The sequence below is a fragment of the Pandoraea terrigena genome (assembly GCF_902459705.1).
In the GTDB taxonomy this organism is placed as follows: domain Bacteria; phylum Pseudomonadota; class Gammaproteobacteria; order Burkholderiales; family Burkholderiaceae; genus Pandoraea; species Pandoraea terrigena.
In genome coordinates, this window is sequence record NZ_CABPRU010000001.1 from 671217 (window position 1) to 690941 (window position 19725).

The 19725-nt window shown below is 64.2% G+C and carries 16 protein-coding genes; 7 read left to right on the plus strand and 9 right to left on the minus strand.

What is annotated here, in order from left to right; genetic code table 11:
• Nucleotides 1-85 precede the first annotated feature (85 nt).
• Both PTE31013_RS03085 and purU read left to right on the plus strand, forming a co-directional pair.
• Nucleotides 86-937: an NUDIX hydrolase gene (locus PTE31013_RS03085; RefSeq protein ID WP_150611334.1), complete on the plus strand. Its 852-nt coding sequence runs from the start codon at nt 86-88 to the stop codon at nt 935-937.
• A 79-nt stretch (nt 938-1016) separates the two neighbouring features.
• Nucleotides 1017-1889, plus strand: coding sequence for a formyltetrahydrofolate deformylase (gene purU, locus PTE31013_RS03090; protein WP_150611335.1), 873 nt, complete (start codon nt 1017-1019; stop codon nt 1887-1889).
• Between the two features lie 116 nt (nt 1890-2005).
• Here purU and PTE31013_RS03095 read toward each other — a convergent pair whose 3' ends face one another.
• The 3 genes from PTE31013_RS03095 to PTE31013_RS03105 all read right to left on the minus strand — a co-directional run bounded on the left by PTE31013_RS03095 (nt 2006) and on the right by PTE31013_RS03105 (nt 5382).
• A complete protein-coding gene (locus PTE31013_RS03095; RefSeq protein WP_150611336.1) occupies nt 2006-3376 on the minus strand; it encodes a DHA2 family efflux MFS transporter permease subunit in 1371 nt (456 codons plus the stop codon).
• A 322-nt stretch (nt 3377-3698) separates the two neighbouring features.
• A complete protein-coding gene (locus tag PTE31013_RS03100; protein ID WP_217426213.1) occupies nt 3699-4145 on the minus strand; it encodes a DUF488 domain-containing protein in 447 nt (148 codons plus the stop codon).
• Between the two features lie 103 nt (nt 4146-4248).
• Entirely contained in the window at nt 4249-5382 is a 1134-nt protein-coding gene (locus tag PTE31013_RS03105) for a 2-aminoethylphosphonate--pyruvate transaminase (RefSeq protein WP_150611337.1), read from the minus strand.
• Nucleotides 5383-5913: 531 nt separating this feature from the next.
• Here PTE31013_RS03105 and PTE31013_RS03110 point away from each other — a divergent pair.
• The 5 genes from PTE31013_RS03110 (at nt 5914) to PTE31013_RS03130 (ending at nt 12211) form a co-directional block, all read left to right on the plus strand.
• Nucleotides 5914-6630: a phosphonate utilization associated transcriptional regulator gene (locus PTE31013_RS03110; protein WP_150611338.1), complete on the plus strand. Its 717-nt coding sequence runs from the start codon at nt 5914-5916 to the stop codon at nt 6628-6630.
• A 107-nt stretch (nt 6631-6737) separates the two neighbouring features.
• A complete protein-coding gene (gene phnA, locus PTE31013_RS03115; protein WP_150611339.1) occupies nt 6738-7991 on the plus strand; it encodes a phosphonoacetate hydrolase in 1254 nt (417 codons plus the stop codon).
• Nucleotides 7992-8091: 100 nt separating this feature from the next.
• Nucleotides 8092-9546 carry a phosphonoacetaldehyde dehydrogenase gene (gene phnY / locus PTE31013_RS03120; RefSeq protein WP_150611340.1) on the plus strand — a complete coding sequence of 485 codons (1455 nt, stop codon included), beginning with the start codon at nt 8092-8094 and terminating at the stop codon, nt 9544-9546.
• A 339-nt stretch (nt 9547-9885) separates the two neighbouring features.
• Nucleotides 9886-11703 (plus strand): Na/Pi cotransporter family protein, encoded by a 1818-nt coding sequence (locus tag PTE31013_RS03125; protein ID WP_150611341.1) that lies wholly within the window; start codon nt 9886-9888, stop codon nt 11701-11703.
• On the plus strand, nt 11663-12211 hold the full coding sequence (locus PTE31013_RS03130) for a phosphonate degradation HD-domain oxygenase (protein WP_150611342.1): 549 nt from the start codon (nt 11663-11665) through the stop codon (nt 12209-12211). Before PTE31013_RS03125 ends, PTE31013_RS03130 begins: the two co-directional genes overlap by 41 nt.
• On the opposite strand, the gene PTE31013_RS03135 is transcribed toward PTE31013_RS03130, so the two are convergent.
• The 6 genes from PTE31013_RS03135 to uvrA all read right to left on the minus strand — a co-directional run bounded on the left by PTE31013_RS03135 (nt 12205) and on the right by uvrA (nt 19602).
• The gene (locus PTE31013_RS03135) at nt 12205-13206 is read right to left on the minus strand and encodes a hypothetical protein (protein WP_150611343.1); all 1002 of its coding nucleotides are present in this window, start codon (nt 13204-13206) and stop codon (nt 12205-12207) included. The two genes, PTE31013_RS03130 and PTE31013_RS03135, sit on opposite strands and share 7 nt — an antisense overlap.
• Before the next feature lie 238 nt (nt 13207-13444).
• Nucleotides 13445-13843: a RidA family protein gene (locus tag PTE31013_RS03140; RefSeq protein WP_150611344.1), complete on the minus strand. Its 399-nt coding sequence runs from the start codon at nt 13841-13843 to the stop codon at nt 13445-13447.
• Nucleotides 13840-14820, minus strand: a complete 981-nt coding sequence (locus PTE31013_RS03145) for a threo-3-hydroxy-L-aspartate ammonia-lyase (protein WP_150611345.1) — start codon at nt 14818-14820, stop codon at nt 13840-13842. Before PTE31013_RS03145 ends, PTE31013_RS03140 begins: the two co-directional genes overlap by 4 nt.
• Nucleotides 14817-15491 (minus strand): helix-turn-helix transcriptional regulator, encoded by a 675-nt coding sequence (locus tag PTE31013_RS03150; protein ID WP_150611346.1) that lies wholly within the window; start codon nt 15489-15491, stop codon nt 14817-14819. Before PTE31013_RS03150 ends, PTE31013_RS03145 begins: the two co-directional genes overlap by 4 nt.
• 113 nt (nt 15492-15604) lie before the next feature.
• A complete protein-coding gene (locus PTE31013_RS03155) occupies nt 15605-16633 on the minus strand; it encodes an AI-2E family transporter (protein ID WP_150611347.1) in 1029 nt (342 codons plus the stop codon).
• Between the two features lie 104 nt (nt 16634-16737).
• Complete coding sequence (gene uvrA, locus PTE31013_RS03160) at nt 16738-19602, minus strand: excinuclease ABC subunit UvrA (RefSeq protein ID WP_150611348.1); 2865 nt, start codon at nt 19600-19602, stop codon at nt 16738-16740.
• Between the last annotated feature and the right edge of the window lie 123 nt (nt 19603-19725).

A 19725-nucleotide genomic window follows, 5' to 3' on the forward strand; every position in this document is an offset into this window, starting at 1 on the left:
GGCGGACTCGCCGCCGCTTCTGTAAAATGCCGCTTTTGCCTCGATTTCGCGCGCTTCCAGCGGGGGCGCGTCCGGTCTCTGACGTATGTCTTTTGCTTGTATTGCGGCGGCGCGCCGCTTCGACGACACGGCGCATCTGCCGCTGGTGATCGGTTCGCAGCGTTATGGGTGGATTCGCCGTCGCGACGCCGAGTCACTGTGCCATTGGCCCGACGTGTTCGAGATCAGCTCGCTCGCGGTCCGTATCCATCCGCGCCACGATACGTGCGAAGCGCGCACGGCGGCGCTGGTGCCGGTGATCGAAGCCCTGGCGGCCCAGGGTCTCATCACGGGCTGGCGCAACGAGCGTTACGCGATTCGTCAGCGGCTCTATGACGCACCGCTCGCCTGGATCGAACGGGCGGCCTCGCGCTTTTTCGGCACGCGCACGTTCGCCGTGCACGTGAACGGATACGTACCGGCCCGCTTCGTCGGTGAGGCGCCGACGCTATGGATTGCGCGGCGCAGTGTGCTCAAGGCGACCGATCCCGGCTGGCTTGATAATACGGCCGCCGGGGGCATCGGCAATGGGATCGGCGTGGGCGACACGCTCGTCAAGGAGTGCTGGGAAGAGGCCGGCATCCCGGCCCATCTGGCGAGCGACGCGCGGCCCGGCCGCACGCTGCATATCCTCGCGGAAATTCCTGAGGGCGTGCAGTCCGAGCAGATTTTCGTCTACGATCTCGCGCTGCCGCGCGGCTTCGTGCCGGAGAACCAGGACGGCGAGGCAAGTGCGCACTGGCTGTGCTCGGCCGGCGACGTGCGCGAGGTGATCGCCGACGGCAAGATGACTGTCGACGCGAGCCTGGCCAGCCTCGATTTCCTGCTGCGCGAGGGCGTCATTCGCGCGAAGGACTGCGCCGGGATCGAGGCGTTGTTCAGGCCGGCGGACGAATGATCGCGGCACTCGGCCGCACGGCCATCGACACCGAATTCAACACTGCAACGACATTGCAAGCCTTTGCCCAGGAGCAATCATGGCACCGATCGAAAATAGCTACATCCTGAAGTTGTCCTGCCCGGACCGTCCCGGCATCGTCCACGCGGTGGCCGGTTTCCTGGTCGAGCGCGGCGGCAACATTCTCGACTCGGCGCAGTTCAATGATCGCTTCACCGGCGGCTTCTTCATGCGCGTGCATTTCCAGCAACTGCCGGGCCAGAGCGATCTGGCCGCGTTGCAGCGCGACTTCGCCCCGCTCGCCACGCAATACGAGATGCAGTGGGAACTGGTCGACGCCGCGATCAAGCCGCGCGTCATGCTCATGGTCTCGAAGATCGGTCACTGCCTGAACGATCTGTTGTTCCGCTACAAGACGGGCCAGCTCAACATCGAGATTCCGGCGATCGTCTCGAACCACAAGGATTTCTACCAACTGGCCGCGAGCTACAACATTCCGTTCCACTACCTGCCGCTCATGAACGCGACGCCGGAATCGAAGGCGGCGCAGGAGGCCAAGGTGTATGAGCTGGTGCGGGACAACGACATCGATCTGGTCGTCCTCGCGCGCTACATGCAGGTGCTCTCCAGCGACCTGTGCGAGAAGCTCGCGGGTCGTGCGATCAACATTCACCACTCGTTCCTGCCGAGCTTCAAGGGCGCGAAGCCGTACTATCAGGCGTTCGACCGTGGCGTGAAGCTCATTGGGGCGACGGCGCACTACGTGACGTCGGATCTCGACGAAGGTCCGATCATCGAGCAGGAAGTCGAACGCGTGGATCACACGATGGATCCGGAGCAACTGACCGCCATTGGGCGCGACGTGGAATGTGTGGCGCTGGCGCGCGCCGTGCGTTATCACGCCGAGCACCGCATTCTGCTCAACGGCCACAAGACGGTGATCTTCCGCTGAGCGACGCGGTCGGCTCGCGCCGAGCAATGTGCCCAACGTAAAGCGCCCGGAACGTGAGGTTCCGGGCGCTTTCGTTTTGAAGCGATGAACGGACGAGCAAACGGTCGGGCAGGGCGCTAGGTGCGCCGCGCCAGCTCACTGCCGGCATCGCGCGCGAGCCGCATGATCGACATCGTCGAACTCACGGCAATCAGCCCCACCACCAGGAATGCCCACGGGAAGTCGACATCGATCACATGATCGCGCCCGTGCAACCAGGACGATGTCTGCAACACGGCGGCGCCGATGGTGATGCCCAGCGTGAGCGACACCTGTTGGGCGACGCTGGCCAGGCTCGTCGCCTGGCTCATGCGCTGTGCTGGCACGTCCGCGTATGAAATGGCGTTCAGGCTCGTGAACTGCAACGAGCGGAAGCATCCGCCGAACAGCAGCGTGCCGAGAATCACCAGGTGCGACGTCTGGGCGGTGAACAAGCCATAGCCGCCCAGCGTCGCCGACGCCACCAGCGCGTTGGTCATCAGCACGCGGCGAAAGCCCCAGCGTTGCAGAATGCGCAGCGAGAGCGTCTTCATGAACATCGCGCCTGCCGCCGAAATGAACGTGAGCGCACCCGATTCCATCGGCGTCATGCCGAAACCCAGTTGGAGCATGAGCGGCAGCAGGAACGGCGTTGCGCCGACGCCAATGCGAAACAGGGTGCCGCCCGCGACGCCCGCGCGGAACGTGGGGATGCGAAAGAGGTCGAGCCGCAGTAGCGGATGCGCGAGCCCCTTCGCGTGACGCAGGTAGGCCACGAGCAGCGCCGCGCCGATGGCGACGAGGCTCAGCGCGAGCGGCACGGGGATCAGATGGCGGCCGATGGTCGACAAACCCAGCATCAGGATCGAGAGTCCGAGGCCCGACAGCACGAAGCCCAGGATGTCGAGCGGCGGCACGTCGTCCTCATACAGATCGGGAATGTACTTCGTCGCGAGGATGAAGCCGAGCACGCCGATGGGAATGTTGATGAAGAAGATCCAGCGCCAATGCCAGTAGGTGGTGATGAAACCGCCGAGCGGCGGGCCGAGCACCGGGCCGACCAGCGCGGGGATCGTCAGGTAGTTGAGCGCACGCACCATGTCGCGCTTTTCCACGGACTTGAGCAAGGCGAGGCGTCCCACCGGGACCATCATCGCGCCGCCCATGCCTTGCATGAAGCGCGCGATCACCAACTCGGGGAGCGTGCTTGAGATGCCACAGCAGATCGAGCCGAGCACGAACACGCCGATGGCTGTGCGAAAGACATTGCGCGTGCCGAAGCGATCGGCAATCCACCCGCTGATCGGAATGAAGACCGCAAGGCTGATGAGGTAGGTCGTGAGCGCGAGCTTGAGCGTGATCGGGCTCTCGCCGAGATCTTGCGCGATCAATGGCAACGAGGTGGACAACACGGTCGAATCCATGTTCTCCATGAACAGCGCGCAGGCGACTATCAGTGGAACAAGCATGAGGCGTGACGTTGCCGTCGCGGCAACCGGATAAGCAAACGAAGAACAACTCGACGCAAGAGCGGCGGCGCGTCGGCAGGGGGCAATCGATAACACGGCGGTGCGCCGCTCATGGCAGGCTGCGATGGCGGCGCAGTGAGCGTTATAGCAAACTTCGTCGCGGTCCGTGCCGGACGTGCGCACCGTCAGGTGTCATGCGGGTTTTCACGGGGTCCACGCCGCACGACATCGTTTTGGAGAGCGGAATGCGGTGTCGCAGCACAATACGTCGTTGCGGCTGGCGAAACGTGTTGCCGGTCGATGTAATGGCCGGCGTTCTCGCTCAGCGCGACGTCAGGAAGTCGCGCAGGACATCGAGGTGCGTGCGCGCATCTTCCTCGTCGAGTCGATGGGCCGCCGTGAGCAACGTCACCGGGCCTTCGGTCAATCGCGTGCGCAGGTCCGCGAGGGTGGCATTGTGCCCGGCGTCGAGTGCGACCAGTTCGTCGAGATAGCGTTGACGGAATTCATCAAACTGCTCGGGGTGTTGGTGAAACCACTGGCGCAGCGGTGTGCTCGGGGTAGCGTCCTTGGCCCAGAAGTCGATTTGGGCCTTGACCTTGGCGAGACCGCGCGGCCAAAGGCGATCGGCGAGCACGCGTTGGCCGTCGGTGGCGTCGGGGGCGTCGTAGACACGCTTGAAGCGAATCGCCATGCGTTTGGCGCTGTGCTTGTGCGCAGGGCTGGCGTTGGCCGGCGGGACGGCGTCAGGGGTTTTCGACGGCGGCATGGGGAACGACCTCGAAGTGTGAGCGCGCGAGCGCGCGACACTCGAGAGCTTACCGGAGGTGGACGATGCCGGCGAGCCCCGCCTTCGGCCGGCGACAACGCTGTCATGCGGGGTGCGTAAGCGGTGCGACTTGCCGAATGCCGAGCGACGACAGCGACTGCTCGACCGCCGTGACGACGTTGCGCATTTCGTTGTCGTCGACCGCACCGATGCAGCCCACGCGGAACGTGTCGATCCGTGTGAGCTTGCCCGGATAGAGGATGTAGCCGCGCTCGCGCACTGCCGCGTAGAACGCGTTGAAGTCGTATTTGCTGTCGGCGGGCGCGTGGAACGTCACGATGACCGGCGCCTGAATCTCCGGCGCGAGGAACGGCCGGAAGCCCAGGGAGGCCATTCCGTCGAGCAGCGTTCGGCAGTTCCTGCGGTAGCGTTCGCCGCGAATCGTCGGCCCTCCCTCCGCGAGGAACTGATCGACGGCCGCGCGCAGCGCGGCGACCACGTGTGTCGGCGGGGTGAAGCGCCATTGGGTGGTCTTCTGCATGTACATGTACTGATCGTGCAGGTCCATCGCCAGCGAATGGCTGTTGCCGCCGCTCGCTTCGAGCACCGACCGCTTCGCGATCACGAACCCCATGCCCGGCACCCCTTCGAGGCATTTGCCGCTCGCGGCGACCAGCGCGTCGAACGGCATCGACCGCACGTCGATGTCCAGCGCGCCGAACGAACTCATCGCATCGACGATGAGTCCGGTACCGTGTTTCTGGCACACGCGTGCGATCTCGGCAAGCGGGTTGAGCACCCCCGCACCGGTTTCCAGATGCACCTGCGCGACGTGGGTGATCGACGGATCGCGCGTGAGCGCCTCGTCAATGGCGGCGGCGCTGGCCGCCTGATCGTCCGCGATGGGCAGGGCGACGGCGTCGCGCCCGAGATATCGGCAGATCGTGAGCAGGCGCTGGCAGTACGCGCCATTGTCCGGTACGAGAATGCGAGCGTCGCGGGGCGTCAGTGTGCCGATGGCCGCTTCGACCGAGAACGTGCCTGAGCCCTGCAGCGGCACGCAGACATGCGTGTCCCCGCCGTGCACGATGTCGACGAGATCGCGGCGCAGCGACGCGGTGATGCGGTTGAACTGGGCATCCCACGAACCCCAGTCGCGCAGCATGGCCTGCCGGGTCGCCGGCGACGTGGTGAGCGGGCCGGGGGTGAGCAGAATCGGTTCCTGACCGAGAATCATGACCGCCTCCTATCAAGCGGGACAACAAGCGAGAGAAGTCACGACACCATCGACGTTCGCGGGGCGGCCGCCGCCACGCGTGCGTGTAACGCCGCATCACGTGCGGGATGCCGCGACCCAGCAGGCACACCAGCATCGACGTGAGCACGACCAGCGTGGTCTTGGCGAACGCGTGCGAAAGACGTCTTGGTGAAGTGATGTGTTGCATATTAGTGGCAATTTATGTCATTTTATTGAAGCTCATGGCGCATTGTCATCTTTTCGTAAAATACCCAGAATATTATGAAAATCATTGATTAAAATGGATTTTTATTGCTACTCGTGCTGACGTTTTTCGACTGTTTTGCGAGATGGACGGGAAGCGTCGAATGCCGTTTGTTGACAATCTGTAAACCGATGTGCTTGAATGCCAACCAGCAAAAATAATCACGTGATGCCACAAATTGCAACGGCTCAATGCGGCCGCAAGGTGTGCTTTTGCGCAATGGCGTCAGGTGGTGGCGCCGGCGTTCAGAAAGAAGGAAGACAGGTATGAACCCGAAGCTCACGTCGCCCTCGACGATCGAACTGTTGCAGAGCCAGTCGCTCACCACGCTCGTCCAGCACGAGATCGAGCGCCAGATCACGGCGGGCACGCTCGCGCCAGGCACCAAGCTCAACGAGATCGACGTGGCCGGCCGACTGGGCGTGTCGCGCGGTCCGGTGCGCGAGGCGTTTCGTGCGCTTGAAGAGGCGGGGCTGTTGCGCACCGAGAAGAATCGCGGCGTGTTCGTGCGCGTCATTTCGCCGGAGGAGGCCGAAGAGATCTACACGCTGCGCGGTGTGCTCGACGAATATGTGGCGCGCACGCTGGCCGAGACGATCGCGTCGGCGCAGCTCACGCGCCTGCGCGAATCTGTCGAGGCGATGCGCGTCGCGGTGGAGGCGGGCGACAGCGAGGCCTACTACCGGCTGAATCTGGCGTTTCACGACGCCCTCGTCGAGATGGTCGGCAGCCGCAAGTTGCTTGAGACCTACCGGCGTCTGGTCAAGGAATTGAGCCTGTTCCGGCACGAAGCCTTGACCGGCGATACGTCCGCGCCGCCGAAATCGGAGCGCGAGCATCGCGACATCGTGAGCGCGATCGCGTCGCGCGACCCGGAGCGTGCGGCGCAAGTCACGCGCGAGCATTTGTCGCGAGGCCGCGCGCGCATTCGCGAAGCCCTTGCGCGAGCCCATGGTGCCGCAGCGCAGGCGAAGGCCGGCTGAAGGACAGTGAACGGTTTGTCTTGTTGAATACCTGGCCGCCGGGTGCGCGCCGCCCCACAGGGCGACACCGACGGCACTCAACCGAGTTGCTTTTGAGGAGACCCGACGTGAACCCGCCCGTATCGATCGAAGTGAACGGCCGCCATTACCGGTTGCCGCAACAGCCGACCGTGATCGTCTGCGTCGACGGCTGTCAGTTCGACTATCTCGAAGCTGCGGCCGCGGCCGGCGTCGCGCCCTACCTGAAGCATCTGCTAGCCGACGGCGCGGTGTTCCAGGGCGACTGCGTCGTGCCGTCGTTCACCAACCCGAACAACCTGTCGATCGTGACCGGGGTGCCCCCCGCGGTGCATGGCATCTGCGGCAACTATTTCTTCGACCCGTCGGCTGACGGCGGCCGTGGCGCGGAGGTCATGATGAACGACCCCGCCTACCTGCGTGCGGGCACAGTGCTCGCGGCGGCGGCCGATGCGGGGGCGAGCGTGGCGGTCGTGACCGCCAAGGACAAGTTGCGCAAGCTGCTCGGCCACCGCATGAACGGCATCTGCTTCTCGTCGGAGCTGGCCGATCAGGTCACGCTTGCCGAGAACGGCATCGACGATGCGCTTGGTCTCGTCGGCATGCCGGTGCCGGACGTCTACAGCGCAGCGCTCTCCGAGTTCGTGTTTGCCGCCGGCGTGCGCTTGCTTGAGACGCGTCGCATCGATCTGATGTACCTCTCGACGACCGACTACGTCCAGCACAAGTGCGCGCCGGGCACACAGGGCGCGAACGCCTTCTACGCGATGATGGACGGCTATCTGCGTCGTATGGATGAGTTGGGCGCCGTCATCGGGCTGACGGCCGACCATGGGATGAACGACAAGCACGATTCGAAGACCGGCCGGCCCAACGTCATCTATCTGCAGGACCTGCTCGACGACTGGCTCGGCAAGGGCGTGGAAGCGGGCGGCGCACGGGTGATTCTGCCGATTACCGATCCGTACGTGGTGCATCACGGCGCGTTGGGTTCGTTTGCCACGATCCATCTGCCGCACGACGTGGGCCGCGACGCGCTGCGTCAGCGCATCGCCGCGCTGCCCGGCATCGAGGTCGTGCTGAACAACGCCGAGGCATGCGCGCGCTTCGAGCTGCCGCCCGACCGCGTGGGCGATCTGGTGGTCGTGAGCGCTCAGTCGGTCGTGTTGGGCACGAGTGCCAGCCGTCACGACCTGACCGGGCTTACGGTGCCGCTGCGCTCGCACGGCGGGATCTCGGAACAGACGGTGCCGTTGCTGTTCAACCGCAAGACCGAAGGCATTCCGGGCAAGGCGCGGCTGCGCAACTTCGACATTCTCGACGTGGCACTCAATCACGTTTGATGCGGTACCGCAACGCCTTTGCCATGTGAGCCCGCGGCGCGCAACCCAGAACGTTTGCGTCGCCGGGCCGCGTCCTGTTGGATATGCTGTGGAGAACCCCATGAGCGCGCCGCACAAGCTGCATCCCGATTTCCGCGCCGAAGCGCTTCGCATCGGCGGCGAGAAAGTGACCCGCGATCGGATCATCGAAATCGTCAGTCCCTACTCGGGCGAACTCGTCGGCACCGTGCCGAAGGCCTCGCTCGACGACGTGCGCCGCGCGTTCTCGATCGCGAAGCAGTATCGCTCGACGCTCACGCGCTTCGAGCGCGCCAACATCCTCGAGAAGGCCGCGGCGCTGCTGCGCGAGCGCACCGCCGAAGCCGCCGCGATCATCACGATGGAGTCGGGGCTGTGCAAGAAAGACGCCGTCTACGAGATCGGCCGCGTGGCCGACGTACTCGGTTTCGCCGCGGGCGAAGCGCTCAAGGACGACGGGCAAGCCTTCTCGTGCGACCTCACGCCCCATGGCAAGAAGCGCCGGGTGGTGACGCAGCGCGAGCCGCTGCTCGGGGCGATCTCGGCCATCACGCCGTTCAACCATCCCATGAACCAGGTGGCGCACAAGGTCGCGCCGTCGATTGCGACCAACAACCGCATGGTGCTCAAGCCGTCGGAGAAGGTGCCGCTCTCCGCCTACTACCTTGCCGATACGCTTTACGAAGCGGGGCTGCCGCCGGAGATGCTGCAGGTCGTGACCGGTGACCCGATGGAGATTGCCGACGAGCTGATCACGAACGAGAACATCGACATGATCACATTCACGGGCGGCGTGTCGATCGGCAAGTACATCGCATCGAAGGCGGGCTATCGTCGCATCGTGCTCGAACTCGGCGGTAACGATCCGTTGATCGTGATGGAGGACGCGGATCTCGATCGCGCCTCCGATCTGGCGGTGCAGGGCTCGTACAAGAACTCGGGCCAGCGTTGCACGGCCGTCAAGCGCATGCTCGTGCATCGCGATATCGCGGCGCAGTTCACCGACCTCGTCGTGGAAAAAACACGCGCATGGAAATATGGCGACCCGGCCGACGGCGCAAACGACATGGGCACCGTCATCGACGAGGCGGCGGCGCGTCTGTTCGAAGCGCGCGTGAACGAGGCGGTGTCGCAGGGCGCGCGCCTGCTCGTGGGCAACCGGCGCGAGGGGGCGCTGTATTCGCCGACCGTCATCGACCGTGTCGATCCGACGATGACCGTGGTGCGTGAAGAGACCTTCGGGCCAGTGTCGCCGATCCTGACGTTTAGCAGCATCGACGAAGCCATCGCGATTTCCAACGGCACGGCATTCGGCCTGTCGTCGGGCGTGTGCACGAACCGCCTCGACTACGTGACGCGTTTCACCAACGAGTTGCACGTGGGGACGGTCAATGTCTGGGAGGTGCCGGGCTATCGCATCGAGCTGACGCCGTTTGGCGGCATCAAGGACTCCGGCCTCGGCTACAAGGAAGGTGTGCAGGAGGCGATGAAGAGCTTCACCAACACCAAAACCTTTACGCTGCCGTGGGGTGTCTGAAGTTGTTCGGGCATGCAAGCGGTGGTCGCCCGATTGGTCGGCGGAGCGCGAAAAGCGGCGTTTTCCGGTGCCTCGACTCGGGCTGTTTCCCTTGCGCAACAAGGCTTCGCGGAATCAGGGAAAAAAATTGTGACAAATTGATGACACGATTGTTGCGATGGTCATTTTGGTGTACGGTGTACCGATTGGGGATACGCATGACGCGTGAACTTCATGCGCATCCCGACGCCAGTGTTGGACTGACGCGGGATGCCGGTTTGGCAAACCAGTGCGCGCGCGTCATGTGGGCGGCGCAGGGCGCTGCCCGTCCCGTCGACAATACGATCACGGAACACTGGCATGCTGACACTGCTCAACCTTCTCTCCGGCGTAGCGATGCTGATCTGGGGTACGCACATCGTGCGCACCGGGGTCCTGCGCGTCTATGGTGCCGATCTGCGGCGCATCCTGTCGCACAGCATTTCGAATCGCTTTCTCGCGTTTGCGGCGGGCGTGCTCGTGACGGGGCTCGTGCAGAGCAGCAACGCGACGGCGCTCATCGTCTCGTCGTTCGGCGCGCAGGGCCTGATTGCGCTCGCGCCTGCGCTGTCGATCATGCTGGGGGCGGATGTTGGCACGGCGCTCATGGCGCGAATCCTCACGTTCGATCTGCACTGGCTCTCGCCGTTGCTGATCTTCTTCGGCGTCATCTTCTTCCTGTCTCGCAAGCAGACGCGCGCAGGCCAGCTCGGCCGCGTGGCCATCGGGCTTGGGCTGATCGTGCTGGCGTTGCAACTGATCGTGAGCGCGACGACACCGATGACCGAGGCGGCGGGTGTCAAGGTGCTGTTCGGGTCGCTGACCGGCGACGTGATGCTCGACACGCTGATCGGTGCGCTGTTCGCCATGGTGTCGTATTCGAGTCTGGCGGCGGTGTTGTTGACGGCGACGCTGGCGTCGTCGGGCGTGATTTCGCTCAAGGTGGCCTTGTGCCTCGTGATCGGCGCGAACCTGGGCAGCGGCATGCTCGCGATGCTCACGTCGGCCGGGCAGAATGCGGCGGGCCGTCGCGTGGTCTTCGGCAGCCTTGTCTTCAAGTTGATCGGCTGCGTGGTTGTGCTGCCATTCGTCGACTATGCGCCGGCGCTGGTGAGCTGGCTCTCGGACGCGCCGGCACAGGCTGTCGTCAATTTCCACGTGCTCTACAACCTGGTGCGATGCGTGGTGTTTCTCGCATTCACCGAGCCGATGGCGCGCCTGTGCGTGCGTCTGCTCTCGGAGCGGCCGGAGGTGGACGGCGTGATGCGTCCCCGCCATCTGGACGAGAGCGCGCTGGAGATGCCATCGGTGGCGCTGTCCAACGCGACGCGCGAGACGCTGCGCATGGGCGACATCGTCGAGCAGATGCTCAACGGACTGCTGGAAGTCATTCGCAGCAACGACGTGGTGCGGGCGCGCGAGACGCGCCGGCTCGACGATGACGTCGACCATCTCTATACCGCGGTGAAGATGTACCTGACGCGCGTGTCGCGCGAGAACCTGAGCGAGCAGGACAGTCGCCGCTGGACGGACATCATCTCGCTCACGATCAATCTGGAACATGCGGGCGACATCATCGAGCGCATGGTGACGGAAGTCGAGGAGAAGAAGATCTCGCACAAGTTGTCTTTTTCCGAAGCCGGGTTGCAGGAGATCTGCGACATGCACGCGCGGCTGGTGACGAACCTGCAACTGGGGCTGTCGGTGTTCCTGAACACGGACCTCAAGAGCGCGCAGCGGCTCATGGCCGAGAAGGAGAGCTTCCGCGATCTGGAGCGCGCCTATTCGTACACGCACCTGAACCGTCTGGCGGGCCAGTCGGTGCAGAGTATCGAGACGAGTTCGCTGCACCTGGACATCATCAGCGATATGAAGCGATTGAACTCGCTGTTCTGCTCGACCGCGTATCCGGTGCTCGACGACGCCGGCGCGCTGCGCAAGAGCCGCATGCGGGACAAGCCGAAGGACGGCAAGGACGCGAAGGATACAAGGGAAGCGAAGATGCCGAAGGAATCGAAGGCGTCGACGCTGTCGGTGCTGGCCAATGTCGCGACGGCCGCCGCCGCAAATGCTAGCGACGACAACGAGAGTTCACACGATGGCGCTGAGCCTGCCGGACATCCGCACCCTGTTCGATAAATTCGGTTCGCTTGCCTACAGCGGCGAGCCGGTCACGCAGTTGGAGCACGCGCTGCAAAGTGCTGCACTGGCCGAGCGCGATGGCGCCGACGAGTCACTCGTTGCCGCCAGTTTCCTGCATGATCTCGGCCATCTGCTTAATCTCCAGGGCGAAACGCCTTCCGCGCGCGGCATCGACGATCTGCACCAATACTTTGCCTTGCCTTTCCTGCGACCGTTGTTCAGCGATGCGGTGCTGGATCCGATTCGTCTGCATGTGGACGCCAAGCGCTGCCTGTGCGCCATCGATCCCGAATACGCCGGCAAACTCTCGGTCGATTCGGTGCGCAGTCTCGCGTTGCAGGGTGGGGTGTTCAGCGATGACGAGGCGAAGACGTTCCTGGCTCGTGAGCATGCCGAGGCTGCGCTGCGGCTGCGTCGTTGGGACGATCGAGCGAAGGTTGCCGGCATGCCGACGCCGTCGCTCGATCACTACATGAAGGTGCTGGAGCGGGTGATGTTTCAGTGAGGCAGGCGGGCGCGCCAGCCCGCAGGGACCAGTTTCAGGACTGCCGCGCGAGACGGGTGCCAGAAGGCCGACAGCAGCAGCAGGGCGCCGCCGACCACGATGGCGACAACCGCCAGCGCGCGCGTGTCCTCGGAGGTCACCAGCAGGTTGAGCATTGCCGTCATCACATACAACAGCGATGACATCATCAGGGCGCGACGGTCGATCGCGAGCGATATTGCCGTGAGCAGCAGGAAGAATGCGATGGCCGCAACAGAATGGTCCGGCATGAGCGCCCAGAAGATCGGATGCGTGACCATGCAGGCGGCGAGCAGGTGGAGCCAGAAGGCGACGTCGGAGCGAACGGTGGTGCGCTGTGGGTCGCGGGCATCCCAGCGAAGGGCCCAGACGAAGATCGCGAGACCGGCGACGATGCTGACCACGCTCATGGCGCCGACGAGGTTGTGCCCGAGAATCACGACGAAAAGCCAGGTCAGGAAAACCGCACCACCGATGCCCATGGCGAGGGTGACCGGCACCCGAAAGCGTCGCCAGTACAACACCGTGCCGACACCGATGCCTGCATAGCTTGCGAACAGCGATAACAGGACATGGGTGCGCAGGGTGAGTCCTTCAGCGTCGGGTGGGGCGTGTTCGCCCAGACCGAATCCCGGCGCGGCGGCTTGTATGCCGATGAAGCCGACGCTGGCAAACGCGGCGATGAAACCGAAACAATAGACGAGCGCGGGCAGGGCCATGCGTCGGCGTCGCACGAACATCTCGGACAGTCCCCAGAAGAGCGCCGCGCAGACCCACGCCGTGAGCCATGGCGGAAGCGAGTGTGTCAGCCACACCGTGCCGAACACGAGCAGCGCCGACGCCACGACGACGAAAACGTCGTTGAAGCTGGTAATGAGCCGCATGGGCTCGTCGTCGATGCGTTGCTGCGGTTGGCTTGGCGGTAGCGGCATGTCCGGCACGGCGGACTGCGGTGGTGGAAATTCGGGCGTTGTCATGGCTTGAGGGTCGTTGGCGTTCATGTCGCAAAGTGTATGGGTCGGACGGACATTAGTGCGCAGAAATCCTGGGATATTTCGCAAACCGTCGTGTAACTTTCGCAAATGAACACGCCATCCGGTGGGGAAATGGGTCGACGCCGAGCCGGGCGACGCAAGCCCCTGCCATCCCCCGTCATCCGACACGCACGCCAACGCGCGTTCGCATCGATGTCATCACAGCGCTGGCGCAGCCGAATCAGCCCGCCAACGCCATCGCCTCGATTTCCACCGCCACGCCGTGACTGAGCGCGGGCACCGGCACGACGGCGCGTGCGGGCTTCGCATCTCCGGCCCACGCGGCGTAGACCTCGTTGAACGGTCCCCAGTCGTCGACGTTCGTGATGTACACGCGCACCTGCACCAACCGGTCGATACCCGTGCCGCACGCGGCAAGAATCGTCGCGACGTTATCCAGTGCCTGTCTCGCCTGTACCGCGAATGGCGCACCGGCGAGGCGCTCGCCCTCCGGCGTGATCGGCAACTGCCCCGACACGAAGACGAACCCGCCCGCACGGACGCCGTGCGAGTAGTGGCCGCGCGGTGGTTGCAACGCTTTGACGTTCACGGCGTCGATGTTGCCGGCTTGCGCGCTCATACGGTTTCCCCAAACGTGAGCTTGGCGAAGCGCGTCATATCGACGTTGCCGCCCGACAGGATCACGCCCACGCGCTTGCCGCGGATATCGAGCTTGCCTTGCAGCGCTGCTGCCGCAGCGAGGCAACCGGTCGGCTCGACCACGATCTTCATGCGGCTAGCGAAGAACTGCATCGTCTGCACGAGTTCGTTGTCGGTCACAGTCAGGATGTCGTCGACGAGCGCGCGGATCACCGGGAACGTGTATTCGCCAAGATGCTGCGTCTGCGCGCCGTCGGCGATCGTGCGCGGCGTCTCGATGTGCACGATCCTGCCCGTGCGAAAACTCTGCTGGCCGTCGTTGCCGGCGGCCGGCTCCACCCCATAGATCTCGATGTCCGGATGCAATGCGCGTGCCGCGACGGCGCTGCCCGAGAGCAGTCCACCGCCGCCCAGGCACGCCACGAGAACGTCCAGTTCGCCGGCGTCTTCGATCAATTCCTTGGCCGCCGTGCCCTGGCCCGCCATCACATCAGGATGGTCGTACGGTGGAATCAGCGTCATGCCGCGCGCTTGCGCGAGACGCTTGCCAAGCGCTTCGCGATCTTCCTGGTAACGGTCGAACAGAATCACTTCCGCTCCGTAGCCGCGCGTTGCGTCGATCTTCATTTGCGGCGCGTCCTGGGGCATCAGGATGACGGCCGGCACGCCAAGTTCGCGCGCGGAGAGCGCAATCGCCTGCGCATGGTTACCCGACGAGAACGCCAGCACGCCACCGCGCTTTTGCTCGGCCGTGAACCGCGAGATCGCGTTATAGGCGCCGCGGAACTTGAAGGCACCCATGCGCTGGAAGTTCTCCGCCTTGAAGAACAGACGGGCGCCGGTCATGGCATCGGCGGTGCGCGAGGTCAGCACGGGCGTGCGATGTGCCGCCTCGCGAATCCGGTCGTGGGCGGCGACGATGTCGCCATAGGTAATCGCCAGCGAAGGAGTTGTCATGATGCGCCTTTGGTGTCGCAGAGATAGGTGTAGACGGTCGAGCGCGCAACGCCCAGCGCACGTGCCACTTCGGCGTGGGCGTGACGCAGGTCGAGCAGGCCGCGGGCCTCGATGAGGCGGATGGCTTCGCGGCGCTGGGCGAGTGTCAGGCCCTGTGGCGTGGTGTTGCGCTGCGCGGCAAAGTCGGTGACGAGCGGGACGATGTCGTCGAGCCGGCGCGTCGAGAGCGTTTCGCGCACGGGTGTCGGTGCATGATTCGGCACGTTCACGAGCTGCTGCATGCTGGCCGCCGCCGCCGCGAGCATCGAAATGTCCATGTTCAGGCAGATGGCGGCGACATACTCGCCGCGGCGGTTCTTCAGCCCGATCGATGTACTCTTGGCCGGACGTCCGTCCGGAAAGCGGTTCGCGTAGTTCGCGATGACCTCGGGAAACGCCGGGTCGGCGATACGCGCGAGGCCCATTTCCGTGACGGCATCGCCGGGTTCCCGTCCCGACAGATTGTTGGCGATCGCCACGATCGCGTGCTCTGGTTCGGTCAGGTCGTGCAACACCACTTCGACGAGCGGTGCAAACGTCTGACCGAGCGCCTCGACAATCTTGCGACCCTCACGCAGCAGCAGCGCATTCTCGTCGAGCTTGCCCGTCGCGGGTAAATTGGCGGATTTCATGATTTGACATTATGTCACCGGATGACGAAATGTCAATGCGTCGACAAAAAAACGGTCCGGTGCCGGTCGGTTTCGCGACGGAGGCAGCGGACCGTCTGGGCTATGGGCGGTGTTCAGACGAGTTGCTTTTCCGACAGTTCGCTCTTGAGGTAGCCGTAATAGATCGGTGCAGCAACGAGTCCGGGCATCCCGAACGCGGCTTCCATGACGAGCATGGCGAGCAGCAGTTCCCACGAGCGCGACTGGATCTGTGAGCCGACAATGCGGGCGTTCAGGAAGTACTCGAGCTTGTGAATCGCGATCAGAAAGGTCAGGGCGGCGATGGCGACATACAGCGAGACCGACAGGCCCAGCACCACGATGAATGTGTTCGAGATCAGATTGCCCACGACCGGCAGCAGGCCGACGGCGAACGTCACCACGATCATCGTCTTGCGCAGCGGCAGGTGAACGTCGAACAGCGGCAGCACGCCGATCAGGAAGATCGCGGTAAAGAGCGTGTTGATTGCCGAGATCTTGACCTGGGCGAACACGATGCGGCGAAACGCATCGCCAAACAGCGTGACACGGCGCGAGAGCGCGGCCGAGAGCGGTCGCATGCTGTGTACGGGCCGGATCGACGAGAGGGCCACGAGGGCGCCCAGCACGAGCCCCACGATGATGTGCACCATCGCGTTGAGCGCTTCCTTGCCGACGAGCGACATCTCCTGCGTGTGGTCTTTCAGGTAGCCGGTGATCGACTGGTGGATGTCGGCGCTGTCGGCCGGCAGGCGTGCCGTGATCCAGGTGGGCAACTGCGCACGTGCCTGTTCGACCACGTCCATCATCCGGCCGTTCAGGTGTTGCAGGTGCCCGGCATCGCTGCGAAAGAAGGTGATGATGCCGAAGATGATCGCGGACATCAGCGCGACGATCACCGCTGACAGCAGGGCGACGGCGACCAGCCGGGCGCGTTCGCTGGAGATGCGCAGTTGCAGGCGCGGCCCGAGCACGTGCACGAGTTGATAGACGACCGTCCCCGCGAGCACCACCGAGAGCAGGTGGATGCTGAGAATCAGCCAAAGGGCCAGGGCGGCGGCACCATAGCTCGCCAGTTCGATCCAGGCATCCCGATCCAGATGCCAGCCAGAGCGCGGTTCCATGCAATGACGTCCTTGTGATAAGACTCTGCCGTCGCGGCACGGGCGGCGCTCTCAAGGCGCTCGCCCGTGCCGCGGCGTAATGACAGCCCGAACGGGCGAAGCGCTTACTTCCCGCGCGAGAGCAGCGGGGCGAGGTACTTGCCCGTGAAGCTGGCCTTGTTCGCCGCCACTTGCTCGGGCGTGCCCTGCGCAATGATCTGTCCGCCGCCCGCGCCGCCTTCCGGTCCGAGATCGATCACCCAATCCGCCGTTTTGATCACGTCGAGATTGTGCTCGATGATGACCACGGTATTGCCTTGATCGCGCAGCCGGTGAATCACCGTGAGCAGCAGCTCGATATCGTGAAAGTGCAGCCCGGTCGTCGGTTCGTCAAGAATGTAAAGCGTGCGGCCTGTGTCGCGCTTCGAGAGTTCGAGCGAGAGCTTCACGCGCTGCGCCTCTCCGCCCGAGAGCGTGGTGGCCGACTGGCCGAGGCGGATGTAGCCCAGGCCGACGTCGAGCAGCGTGCGCAGCTTGCGCGCGACCACCGGCACGGGCTTGAAGAACTCGTGCGCCTGCTCGACCGTCATGTCGAGCACCTCCGAGATGTTGCGGCCCTTGTATTGCATTTCGAGCGTCTCGCGGTTGTAGCGCTTGCCATGGCAGACGTCGCAAGGCACATACACGTCGGGCAGGAAATGCATCTCGACCTTGATGACGCCGTCGCCCTGGCAGGCTTCGCAGCGTCCGCCCTTCACGTTGAACGAGAAACGGCCTGGGTCGTAGCCGCGCTCCTTGGCCGCGGGCACGCCGGCGAAGAGTTCGCGGATCGGCGTGAACAGACCCGTGTAGGTGGCCGGGTTCGAGCGCGGCGTGCGTCCGATGGGCGATTGGTCGACGTTGATGACCTTGTCGAAGTGCTCCAGCCCTTCGATCTGTTCGTACGGCGCCGGCTCGGCCGACGACCCATAGAGATGCCGCGCGACGGCGTGATACAGGGTGTCGTTGATCAGCGTCGACTTGCCTGAACCGGATACGCCCGTCACGCAGGTCAGCAAACCGACCGGCAGATCCAGCGTAACGTTTTTGAGGTTGTTGCCCGTCGCGTCGAGAATGCGCAGACGATCGTCGCCCGGTGCGTGACGCTGCGTGGGCACTTCGATACGTCGCGCGCCTGACAGATACTGCCCGGTGAGCGACTCAGGCGCGCTTTCGATCTGCTCGGGGCGCCCTTGTGCGATGACCATGCCGCCGTGGATGCCGGCGCCCAGTCCCATGTCGACGACGTAGTCGCTCGCGAGAATCATGTCCTCGTCGTGTTCGACCACGATCACCGAATTGCCGAGGTCGCGCAGATGCTTGAGCGTGCCGATCAGGCGATCGTTGTCGCGCTGGTGCAGGCCGATGGACGGCTCGTCGAGCACGTACATCACCCCCGTGAGGCCCGAGCCGATCTGCGACGCGAGGCGGATGCGCTGCGCCTCGCCGCCCGAGAGTGTATCGGCGCTGCGCTCGAGCGAGAGGTAGTCGAGGCCGACGTTGTTCAGGAAGGTGAGGCGGGCCACGATCTCCTTGACGATCTTGTCGGCGATCTCGCGCTTGGCGCCGTGCAGCACCAGTTCGTGGAAGTGGCCGAGCGCCTCACGCAGCGGCAGGTTGCCGATCTCGTAGATCGCGCGCGCCTGCTGGCCTTCCCCCACCTTGACGAAACGCGCTTCACGACGCAGGCGGCTGCCCTCGCAATCGGGGCAGGCCTGGTTGTTCTGGTATTTGGCCAACTCTTCGCGCACGGCGACGGAATCGGTTTCACGATAGCGCCGCTCCAGATTCGGGATGATCCCTTCGAACGCATGCTCGCGCACCGAGGTGCGCCCCTTCTCGTTCACGTACGTGAAGGGGATGGTTTGCTCGCCCGAGCCGTAGAGCACGATCTTCTGCGTGGCGTCCGGCAGTTCCTCGAAAGGCGTGTCGACGTCGAAGTCATAGAACGCCGCGAGGCTTTGCAGCATCTGGAAATAGAACTGGTTGCGGCGATCCCAGCCCTTGATCGCGCCCGAGGCGAGCGAGAGCGCCGGGAAACCGACGACGCGCTTCGGATCGAAGAACGTCATCTGGCCCAGGCCGTCGCAGGTCGGGCATGCACCCATCGGGTTGTTGAACGAGAACAGGCGCGGTTCGAGTTCCTGGAGCGAGTATGAGCACACCGGGCAGGCGAACTTCGAGCTGAAGACGTGCTCCTTGTCGGTGTCCATTTCCAGGGCCATGGCCCGGCCGTCGGCCAGCCGCAGTGCCGTCTCGAACGATTCCGCCAGACGCTGCTTCAGATCGGCGCGCACCTTCACGCGGTCGATGACCACGTCGATGGAGTGCTTTTCCGTCTTCTTGAGCTTGGGCAGGGATTCGATGTCGTAGACGCGCGCCGTGCCTTCGTTGGCGGCGCCGCCGCCCGAGCGGATGCGAAAGCGCACGAAGCCCTGGGCCTGCATTGTCTCGAACAGGTCGGCGTGCTCGCCCTTGCGATCGACGACGACGGGCGCGAGGATCATGAGCCGGGTGTCTTCCGGCAGCGCGAGCGCGGCGTCGACCATTTGCGAGACGCTTTGCGATTCGAGCGGCAAACCGTGGTCGGGGCAATAGGGCGTGCCCACACGGGCGTAGAGCAGGCGCAGGTAGTCGTGGATTTCCGTGACCGTGCCGACCGTCGAGCGCGGGTTGTGCGACGTGGCCTTCTGTTCGATGGAGATCGCGGGCGAGAGGCCTTCGATCAGGTCGACGTCGGGCTTTTCCATCAGTTGCAGGAACTGACGGGCGTACGCCGACAGGCTCTCGACATAGCGACGCTGGCCTTCCGCGTAGAGCGTGTCGAAGGCGAGCGACGATTTACCGGAGCCGGACAGGCCGGTGATCACCACGAGCTGGTGACGCGGCAAGTCGAGATTGACGTTCTTGAGGTTGTGGGTACGAGCCCCACGAATACGGATGGTTTCCATTCACGGTTCCGGGTCGTCGCCGAGGAATCCGCGCGGCGAATTGTCGCGGGGCGGTTTCCGGCCCCCAAGAGTCCGAGTTTTCCGGGACGTCGCGCGGCGTCGGCGCGGCGTTGGCCGGGTGTC

What these genes read in the sequence shown, in the direction of transcription:
- PTE31013_RS03085 (WP_150611334.1), top strand. Translation starts at nt 86, where the DNA reads ATGTCTTTTGCTTGTATTGCGGCGGCGCGCCGCTTCGACGACACGGCG.
- purU (WP_150611335.1), top strand. Translation starts at nt 1,017, where the DNA reads ATGGCACCGATCGAAAATAGCTACATCCTGAAGTTGTCCTGCCCGGAC.
- PTE31013_RS03095 (WP_150611336.1), bottom strand. Translation starts at nt 3,376, where the DNA reads ATGCTTGTTCCACTGATAGTCGCCTGCGCGCTGTTCATGGAGAACATG.
- PTE31013_RS03100 (WP_217426213.1), bottom strand. Translation starts at nt 4,145, where the DNA reads ATGCCGCCGTCGAAAACCCCTGACGCCGTCCCGCCGGCCAACGCCAGC.
- PTE31013_RS03105 (WP_150611337.1), bottom strand. Translation starts at nt 5,382, where the DNA reads ATGATTCTCGGTCAGGAACCGATTCTGCTCACCCCCGGCCCGCTCACC.
- PTE31013_RS03110 (WP_150611338.1), top strand. Translation starts at nt 5,914, where the DNA reads ATGAACCCGAAGCTCACGTCGCCCTCGACGATCGAACTGTTGCAGAGC.
- phnY (WP_150611340.1), top strand. Translation starts at nt 8,092, where the DNA reads ATGAGCGCGCCGCACAAGCTGCATCCCGATTTCCGCGCCGAAGCGCTT.
- PTE31013_RS03125 (WP_150611341.1), top strand. Translation starts at nt 9,886, where the DNA reads ATGCTGACACTGCTCAACCTTCTCTCCGGCGTAGCGATGCTGATCTGG.
- PTE31013_RS03130 (WP_150611342.1), top strand. Translation starts at nt 11,663, where the DNA reads ATGGCGCTGAGCCTGCCGGACATCCGCACCCTGTTCGATAAATTCGGT.
- PTE31013_RS03135 (WP_150611343.1), bottom strand. Translation starts at nt 13,206, where the DNA reads ATGACAACGCCCGAATTTCCACCACCGCAGTCCGCCGTGCCGGACATG.
- PTE31013_RS03140 (WP_150611344.1), bottom strand. Translation starts at nt 13,843, where the DNA reads ATGAGCGCGCAAGCCGGCAACATCGACGCCGTGAACGTCAAAGCGTTG.
- PTE31013_RS03145 (WP_150611345.1), bottom strand. Translation starts at nt 14,820, where the DNA reads ATGACAACTCCTTCGCTGGCGATTACCTATGGCGACATCGTCGCCGCC.
- PTE31013_RS03150 (WP_150611346.1), bottom strand. Translation starts at nt 15,491, where the DNA reads ATGAAATCCGCCAATTTACCCGCGACGGGCAAGCTCGACGAGAATGCG.
- PTE31013_RS03155 (WP_150611347.1), bottom strand. Translation starts at nt 16,633, where the DNA reads ATGGAACCGCGCTCTGGCTGGCATCTGGATCGGGATGCCTGGATCGAA.
- uvrA (WP_150611348.1), bottom strand. Translation starts at nt 19,602, where the DNA reads ATGGAAACCATCCGTATTCGTGGGGCTCGTACCCACAACCTCAAGAAC.